8 protein-coding genes are annotated in these 8,463 nt (G+C 39.9%); 7 read left to right on the top strand and 1 reads right to left on the bottom strand.

The genetic code is table 11. The annotated features are described in order from the left end of the window. The 7 genes from I6F44_RS17055 (at position 1) to I6F44_RS17085 (ending at position 6,747) form a co-directional block, all read left to right on the top strand. A complete protein-coding gene (locus I6F44_RS17055) occupies positions 1-1,239 on the top strand; it encodes an NAD(P)/FAD-dependent oxidoreductase (protein ID WP_197161315.1) in 1,239 nt (412 codons plus the stop codon). Beyond that, complete coding sequence (locus I6F44_RS17060; RefSeq protein ID WP_197174245.1) at positions 1,227-1,787, top strand: DUF3261 domain-containing protein; 561 nt, start codon at positions 1,227-1,229, stop codon at positions 1,785-1,787. The genes I6F44_RS17055 and I6F44_RS17060 overlap by 13 nt, the downstream gene beginning before the upstream one ends. After that, positions 1,784-2,953 (top strand): beta-ketoacyl-ACP synthase, encoded by a 1,170-nt coding sequence (locus I6F44_RS17065; protein WP_197161309.1) that lies wholly within the window; start codon positions 1,784-1,786, stop codon positions 2,951-2,953. Before I6F44_RS17060 ends, I6F44_RS17065 begins: the two co-directional genes overlap by 4 nt. Beyond that, a complete protein-coding gene (locus I6F44_RS17070; protein ID WP_024591752.1) occupies positions 2,946-3,401 on the top strand; it encodes an ApeP family dehydratase in 456 nt (151 codons plus the stop codon). Before I6F44_RS17065 ends, I6F44_RS17070 begins: the two co-directional genes overlap by 8 nt. Next, a complete protein-coding gene (gene fabG / locus I6F44_RS17075) occupies positions 3,398-4,123 on the top strand; it encodes a 3-oxoacyl-ACP reductase FabG (protein ID WP_007580797.1) in 726 nt (241 codons plus the stop codon). The genes I6F44_RS17070 and fabG overlap by 4 nt, the downstream gene beginning before the upstream one ends. After that, the gene (locus I6F44_RS17080; RefSeq protein WP_197174247.1) at positions 4,123-5,352 is read left to right on the top strand and encodes a beta-ketoacyl-ACP synthase; all 1,230 of its coding nucleotides are present in this window, start codon (positions 4,123-4,125) and stop codon (positions 5,350-5,352) included. Before fabG ends, I6F44_RS17080 begins: the two co-directional genes overlap by 1 nt. Before the next feature lie 90 nt (positions 5,353-5,442). Beyond that, positions 5,443-6,747, top strand: coding sequence for a DEAD/DEAH box helicase (locus I6F44_RS17085; protein WP_002958629.1), 1,305 nt, complete (start codon positions 5,443-5,445; stop codon positions 6,745-6,747). 31 nt (positions 6,748-6,778) lie between these two features. On the opposite strand, the gene I6F44_RS17090 is transcribed toward I6F44_RS17085, so the two are convergent. Beyond that, positions 6,779-8,278: an amidase family protein gene (locus tag I6F44_RS17090; RefSeq protein WP_197174246.1), complete on the bottom strand. Its 1,500-nt coding sequence runs from the start codon at positions 8,276-8,278 to the stop codon at positions 6,779-6,781. Positions 8,279-8,463 lie beyond the last annotated feature (185 nt).

The following is an 8,463-nucleotide window of genomic DNA, read 5'->3' on the forward strand; positions in this document are numbered from 1 at the left end:
TTGAATAACCTTGAGCAGTACGATGTTGTTGTTATTGGCGCTGGGCCTTCGGGTGCATTGGCTAGTAGTCTTTTAGTTCAAAAGGGATGGCGGGTACTGGTACTTGAACAGCAGGTGTTTCCACGTTTTTCAATTGGTGAAAGCTTACTGCCGCAATGTATGGCGTACTTAGAAGACGCGGGCTTAATCGATACACTACATGACAATGCAGCGGCTTTAGGTTTTCAGTTTAAAGATGGCGCTGCTTTTCATCGGGCAGGGCAAAATACAACTATAAATTTCACTGAAAAATTTACTAAAGGCCCAGGCACTACGTATCAAGTGAAAAGAGCCGACTTTGACAAATTATTAGCAGACAAAGCACAAGGACAAGGCGTAGAAATCAGATATAAGCACACGGTGGTTGACTACTGTGATGAGCCAAATGGTGCATCATTAGTGGTACACAATGAGCAGCAGCAAGCTTATCGCGTTAATGCCCGATTTGTATTGGACGCAAGTGGCTTTGGGCGTGTATTACCAAAATTGTTAGATTTAGAGCTTCCTTCTAACTTTCCTGTTCGAAGCGCTTATTTTAGTCACTTTAAAGACAATATTAGTGATACAAGCTTCGATCGAAATAAAATTTTGATTACCGTACACCCTCAATATTCAGACGTGTGGTATTGGCTTATTCCCTTTAGTGATGGTACTGCGAGTATTGGGGTTGTGGCGCAGTCAGAGCGTTTTAATGATGATGAATCTAGCGATTTACTAAATCAATTTATAGAGCAAGACCCTTATTTAAAAACACTGTTAGCACAGCGTGAGTTATTAACTCCAGCAAAAAATATAAAAGGCTACTCGGCAAATGTGAGTAAGTTATATGGTAAGCACTTTGCTTTATTGGGTAATGCGGGGGAATTTTTAGACCCGGTATTTTCATCAGGTGTAACAATTGCACTCAAATCTGCAAATTTAATTGCCCCACTTGTTGATCGCTATTTAAAAAACGAAGTCGTCGATTTTGACGCTCACTACGCACAGCCATTACAAGCTGGGGTCGATTGTTTTAGAACATTTGTAACAGGGTGGTACGATACGCGTTTTCAGGATGTGATATTTTACTCTGAACAAAATACTCAGGTGCGAGAAATGATTAGTGCTATTTTAGCGGGTTACGCATGGGATACAAATAACCCATTTGTTGCACAAAGTGAACGCCGTTTAAATGTGTTGGCTCAGTTATGTCAAAATTAATTAAGTATGCGGTGTGTAGTGTATTTATATTTGCTGTATTGAGCGCATGTACGAGTTTTACAGCATCTAAAAATAGAGTGTATCTATCACCTAATATTCAATTAAATATTAATAGCGTGCCAGCACAAATGTTTGATAAGTCTTGGCAGCATGTTTTGTATATTACGAATCAGCAAAAAACACACACTGTATTTGCCCAATTAGCTATAAATGACAAAGGTGCAATTAAGTTATTGTTAATGACAGTGCAAAGCTTTCCGATTATGGAGCTTGAAAAACCTTTAAATGGCCCAGTAAAAACACGAAATATGCTGGCGGTAGAAGGGATAGACCCTCATTATATTTTGGCGGATATTGCATTAGTACATTGGCCAGTAGCATTTTTACAAAAGCAGTTAGAGGGTGCTTTAATAGAGCAGGTTGGCTCTAATCGGCAGGTATTTAACGATGAGGGTACATTTATCACCATTGACTATAGTGATGAGTCGACAACGTTGAACAATATTTTACATCAGTATCAAATAACATTTAAAAAGGTAGAACAGTGACATATTGGCTGAATGATTTAGGCATTGTGAGTGCGATGGGCATAGGCCAAGATGCAACCACAACAAGCTTAAATAAATATAACCCTGCAACTCCTTTATTAACTTTAAATAAAAGTTTAAGTGCTGAGCAAACTCCGCTGTATGTCGGGCAAGTTCAGTCTATTGCTTTATCAAATAATAAACGTATCAATACATTTATTGATCTAGCTTTAGAGCAGATTAAGCCAACCTTAGATAAACTTTCGCATATTAATAAGTCGCGTATCGCAATTGTAATGGGTACTAGTACATCAGGTATTCATGATGGCGAAAGAGCGCGTAAAAGCTATGAAAGTACAAAACTCTGGCCTGATGACTTTAGTTACAGTGATCAAGAGTTAGCAACACCCGCTCATTATATTGCACATAAAATAGGGGCTCTAGGGCCTTGTTACAGTATTTCTACTGCGTGCACGTCGAGTAGCAAAGCGTTAATTAGCGCCCGAGCTTTGCTAAATGCTGATTTAGCCGATGTGGTAATTTGTGGTGGTGCGGATAGTTTGTGCCAATTAACAATTAATGGCTTTGACTCGCTCGCTTCTTTAAGCTCGGGTTTATGCCAGCCTTTTTCTAGCACCAGAGACGGCATTAATATTGGTGAAGGGGCCGCTTTATTTGTAATGACTAAAAATAAGCCAATAACAAATAACGGCGTTATGTTATTAGGCAGTGGCGAAAGCTCAGATGCGCATCATATGTCAGCCCCCGATCCTAATGGGATGGGCGCCCAAGCCTCAATGGAAAAAGCACTAAAAAGCGCAAAGTTATCCTGTGGTGATATTGATTATATTAACGCTCACGGTACGGCTACTGTAAAAAATGACGAAATGGAAGCACTTGCAATTAATCGCGTGTTTGGCAACAATACCCCGCTTAGCTCAAGTAAGCATTTAACAGGGCATACTCTTGGTGCTGCAGGCGCCATTGAAGCCGGTATATGTTGGTTATTATTAAAAGACAGCGGCCAACATATGCTGCCGTATAACGCGATTAAAGAAGGCAGTGATTTGGCTGATATAAAAATAATAAAACAAGCGTTTAAGCCCGCTCTTAAATACTGCTTATCTAATTCATTTGCGTTTGGCGGTAATAATGCCAGCTTAATATTGGGAGTTAACGTTGACTAATTACCCTATAGAGCAAGTAGTCCCGCATGATGCGCCTATGATTTTAATAGATAGCCTTTTAACACACAGCGAAGATGAAGCTCAATGCGGCGTTACTATCACTGAGCAAAGCCCTTTTTTTAGTCCTGCAATTAACGGCGTACCTAGCTATATTGGTGTTGAGTACATGGCGCAGTCTATTGCCGCTTACGCTGGTGCGTTAGCGAATGATGAAAATAAACCTGTAAAAATTGGTTTTTTAATTGGCACGCGAAAATATCAAACTTATCAACCGTGTTTTAAAAACGGCAGTAAGCTGACTATTGAAGTGAAAAAGCTATATCAAGAAGAGTCAGGTTTAAGTGTATTTGAATGTCAAATACTCGTGTGTGAAACTCTACTTTGCCAAGCAAAAATTAATGTATTTCAGCCTGAAAACCCGTTGGAATTTATAAGAGAAAATCAATGACAAAAAGAATTTTAGTTACGGGTTCAAGCCGTGGTATTGGTAAAGCTATTGCGTTAAAACTTGCTGAGCAAGGGTTTGATATTGCAGTACATTGCAGAGCGGGTGTTGAGCAAGCTCAAGCAACATGCGATGAAATTAATGCATTAGGTAGAGCCACCAGTTTATTACAATTTGATGTATGCGACAGAGAGCAGGCCAAAGCACAAATAATAGAAGATATAGCTCAGCATGGCGCTTATTATGGCGTGGTGTGTAATGCAGGTATTACTAACGATATGGCATTTCCTGCTATGCAAGGGGAAGACTGGGATTGTGTAATACGTACAGGCCTTGATGGGTTTTATAATGTAGTACACCCAACTGTAATGCCTATGGTACAAAGCCGTAAAGGTGGGCGAATAATTACAATGTCATCGGTGTCAGGTATTGCAGGTAACCGAGGACAAGTAAATTATAGTGCAGCAAAAGCCGGTATTATTGGGGCCACTAAAGCACTTGCATTAGAATTGGCAAAACGCAAAATCACAGTTAATTGTGTGGCACCTGGTTTAATAGAAACCGCGATGACTGATGAATTACCTATTGATGAAATGATGAAAATGATACCCCTTAAACGCATGGGGAGCGTTAAAGAAGTTGCGGGAACAGTCGCTTTTTTAATGTCTGATGATGCAGCTTACATAACACGCCAAGTGATTTCGGTTAATGGTGGCATGGTTTGATTAAACGCGTTGTTGTAACAGGGATGTCGGTGGTCACTGCATTGGGCGATGATTGGTCTGAATTCAAACAAGCCTTAATTAAAGGCGAAAATGCTGTTGTTACTATGCCAGAGTGGGATATAGCTGACAACCTCAATACTCGTTTAGCCGCGCCAGTTAAACACTTTGAGCGACCAGGTCATTACAAACGAAAACAAATCCGTTCAATGGGGCGAGTGTCACTTATGTCAACTCGTGCTACTGAATGCGCACTTGAACAAGCCAAACTACTCGAGCACGAAAGTCTAACAGATGGCTCTACGGGCATAGCGTATGGCTCATCTACTGGCTCTACTGAGCCATTACTCGCCTTTGCAAATATGATGGAAACGGGGTCGATGTCAGGTGTAACAGCCACGAGTTACATTAAAATGATGGCGCATACTGCCCCTGTAAATGTTGGTGTTTTTTTTGGTTTAAAAGGGCGTGTTATAACAACAAGCTCTGCTTGTACATCGGGATCTCAAGGAATAGGCTTCGCCTATGAAGCGATCAAGTTTGGCCGACAAAAAATAATGGTGGCTGGTGGAGCTGAAGAGTTATGTATTACTGAAGCCGCCGTATTTGATACGCTTTATGCAACATCTACAAAAAATGAAACACCAAAACAAACACCAAGACCTTTTGATAAAAATCGCGATGGCTTAGTGATAGGCGAAGGCGCGGGTACACTTATTTTAGAAGAATACGAACATGCAAAAGCGCGCGGAGCAACAATATTAGCTGAGGTGGTTGGTTTTGGTTGTAATTCTGATGGACAGCACGTTACTCAACCAACATCAAAAACAATGCAACTAGCGATAGAAATGGCACTGCAAGATGCCAATTTAGAACCAGAAAAAATTGGTTACGTTAATGCTCATGGTACATCAACAGATAAAGGTGATATTGCCGAGTCTCACGCAACGTTTAAAGCATTGGGCAGCAAACCTATTAGCTCGTTAAAAAGTTATTTGGGGCATACATTAGGTGCTTGTGGTGCAATAGAAGCATGGGCAAGCATTAATATGATGGCAGATAACTGGTTTGCACCAACAATTAATTTAGATAACGTTGATGACGAATGTGCTCAGCTTGATTACATAAGGCATCAAGGGCGTGAGATTAATACCGATTACGTGATGAGTAATAACTTTGCGTTTGGTGGTATTAACACCTCTTTAATATTTAAACGGTATAAAGTAGATTAAACACGTTAAAAGATAAGTTATGACTAACTGTTAGCTCGTTTTTACTGTATAATTTGCGACCCTTGATAATGTGGCCGTAGGTTATACAGCATGAATTTTAAATCTTTTAGTTTCGCTCCTGAAATCATCCAGGCGTTGGACGAACTTAACTATCACACCCTTACGCCCATTCAGCGCGCAGCAATTCCTGCTGTTCGTAAAGGTAAAGACGTTTTAGCCAGTGCACAAACTGGTACCGGCAAAACTGCCGCGTTTGCTTTACCTATCATCCAAAAATTGGTTGAGTCTGAACTCAGCACAACTAATGCACCTCATGCATTAGTACTTGCTCCAACGCGTGAACTTGCAGAACAAATTGCAAATAATTTTAGAGATTTTGCAAAGCATACATCACTTAAAGTCGTAAGTTTATTTGGTGGTGTTAGTACCGCCGGCCAAGCAAATGCTTTAAAAGAAGGTGTAGATATTGTTGTTGCAACACCAGGTCGTTTATTTGATCATATTCGCTTAGGTAACTTAAGCCTTGCAAGTGTAAAACACCTTGTTCTTGATGAAGCCGACCGTATGCTTGATATGGGCTTTATTGAAGACATGCAAAACGTGATTAAAAGCTGTGCAGAAGAGCGCCAGATTTTACTTTTCTCTGCTACTTTCCCTGCAGCAATTAAACAATTTGCATCTAAAGTATTAAAACAAGCTGAAATAGTGCGTGTTGATCAAACTAACAGTACAGCAAGTACTGTTGAGCATGTTGTTTACCCTGTTGAAGAACGTCGTAAGCAAGAGCTACTTTCTGAATTGATTGGTAAGAAAAACTGGCAACAAGTGCTTGTATTTGTAAACATGAAAGAAACGGCTGACGAGCTTGTTAAAGAGCTTAACCTTGATGGTATTCCGGCGGGCGTTTGCCACGGTGACAAATCTCAAGGTAACCGTCGTCGTGCTTTACGTGAATTTAAAGAAGGCAAAGTACGTGTATTAGTAGCTACAGAAGTGGCTGCTCGCGGTATTGATATTGATGGTTTACCTCGTGTAATTAATATTGATTTACCATGGCTTGCAGAAGATTACGTTCACCGTATTGGCCGTACAGGTCGTGCTGGTCGTCAAGGTCAAGCAATCTCATTTGTTAGCCGCGAAGAAGAAAACACTTTGTTTGAAATTGAAACGTTAATCGGCCAGAAAATCAAACGTGTATATTTAGAAGGTTACGAAGTAAGTAACCGTGAAGTACTAATTGATAAAATTGGTAAAAAACCAGCGCATTTACGCCGTACACGTTCTAACAAGTTATCAGGGCAAGCAACCGGTGAAGCGAGAGCAGTAAATCGCTCACGTATTTCAAGCGTTCGTAAAAGCTTAAAAGGCGAAAAACTGTCACTTAAAAAGTCATAGTTAACGCCGTTTAGTTTAAAAAAACCTGAGTTTACTCAGGTTTTTTTGTGCCTGATGATAACACCTCATCAATAATATTTGCGTATACATAAGCCGCTTGCTCGCCCTCTTTATTTGCTATTATGGACAAACCAACCGGTAAACCACTTACTTTTCCGACCGGTAGGGTTATGTGCGTTGTGCCAGCAATAGCAGATAACGAACTACTACTGCCATTAAAATTATCACCATTAACTAAGTCAGTTTTCCAGGCGGGGGATACTGTAGGCGCTATAACAATATCAAGCTTGTTGTTTTTATATACATTAACAATGGCTGTCGTTGCTAAAGTGCGATAGCGTTCTTTAGTCTCCTGGTATTTTTGTTTGTTGGTTAAATCAATAGCCTGCGATTGAACTAGGATGTCTTGCTCAAAGTGGGGCATTTCTGTTTTTTTATTTTGAATATTAAAATTAATAAGTGCTTTTAGGCTTTTAACAGCCACTTGTGTTGGAGTGTTTGCGAGGTAGTGATTAATTTCGGCTTTGAAGTCATAAAGTAAAATATAGTATTCATCAACAAATAGCGTATCTAAGTTATCAGTAATATCTACATTTATAACAGTGTGTCCAGCCTGTTGTAATGCTTGTAACTGCTTGGCATAAAGGCGCTGCGTTTCAACTGTAAATTTGTCGCTAGGCAGTGCACCAATAATAAGTGACGATTTTGATTTTATATTACCTGTTTTTAATTCAAACCCTGTAGTTGTCGCATCAAGGGAGTCTTCACCTTGCAAAACAGATAAAACCAGCAGCGAATCTTTAAGTGAATGCGCCATCGGCCCTACTGAATCTTGGCTACTTGAAAGAGGCACAACGCCTGAGCGTGATACTTGGCCCATACTCGGTTTTATTGCATAAACTCCATTTACTGAGGCAGGGCACGTAATTGAACCGTCTGTTTCAGTCCCTAATGCTATAGGCGCAAAGTTAAGTGCTACCGCAACAGCAGAACCTGCGCTAGAACCACATGGGTTACGTGTTACATCGTGCGCATTATGTGTTTGTCCGCCTAAGGCACTCCAGCCTGAAGATGAATAGGATGAACGAAAATTTGCCCACTCACTTAAATTAGCTTTACCTAAAATTATAGCGCCCGCATTACGTAGTTGTTTAACAACAAAAGCATCATTATCAGTAACGTTATTTTTAAGTGCTAAAGAGCCAGCCGTTGTGGGAAGTGTGCCTTTAGTTTCTATATTATCTTTAAGAAGTACAGGTATTCCATGTAATGGCCCAGCCCAAGTTCCTTTGGCGGCAAGTTCATCTAACGTTTTAGCTTGAGCAATAGCTGTAGGCTCTAAACTAATAACCGCATTATAGTGTGGATTAAGTTTATTAATTCGATCTATATAATTTTGGGTGAGTTGCTGTGCATTAATAGAATTATTTTTATATGCACTGTGAATTTCATCGATGGTTTTTAGCTCTTGTGCTTTAGCGTTAAAAATTGCTAATACACTAAGCAACGAAAAGGTAAATGTTTTGATCATTGTTGAGGTGCTTGAGGTGTTATTATTTCCTATACATTTAGCACAAAAAAGCCTCACAAAGTGATAACACCGATCAGTTAAGGTATTTTTGATCGGTTGACCGATCTTTTGGTTGCTTCACAATACCCTTATCATCTTTTGATTATGAGGGTATTTTTATGCTTAGTCATTGGTTACTTGATACG

The organism is Pseudoalteromonas sp. NZS11_1, assembly GCF_015864275.1.
Taxonomy (GTDB): Bacteria; Pseudomonadota; Gammaproteobacteria; order Enterobacterales; family Alteromonadaceae; genus Pseudoalteromonas; species Pseudoalteromonas arctica.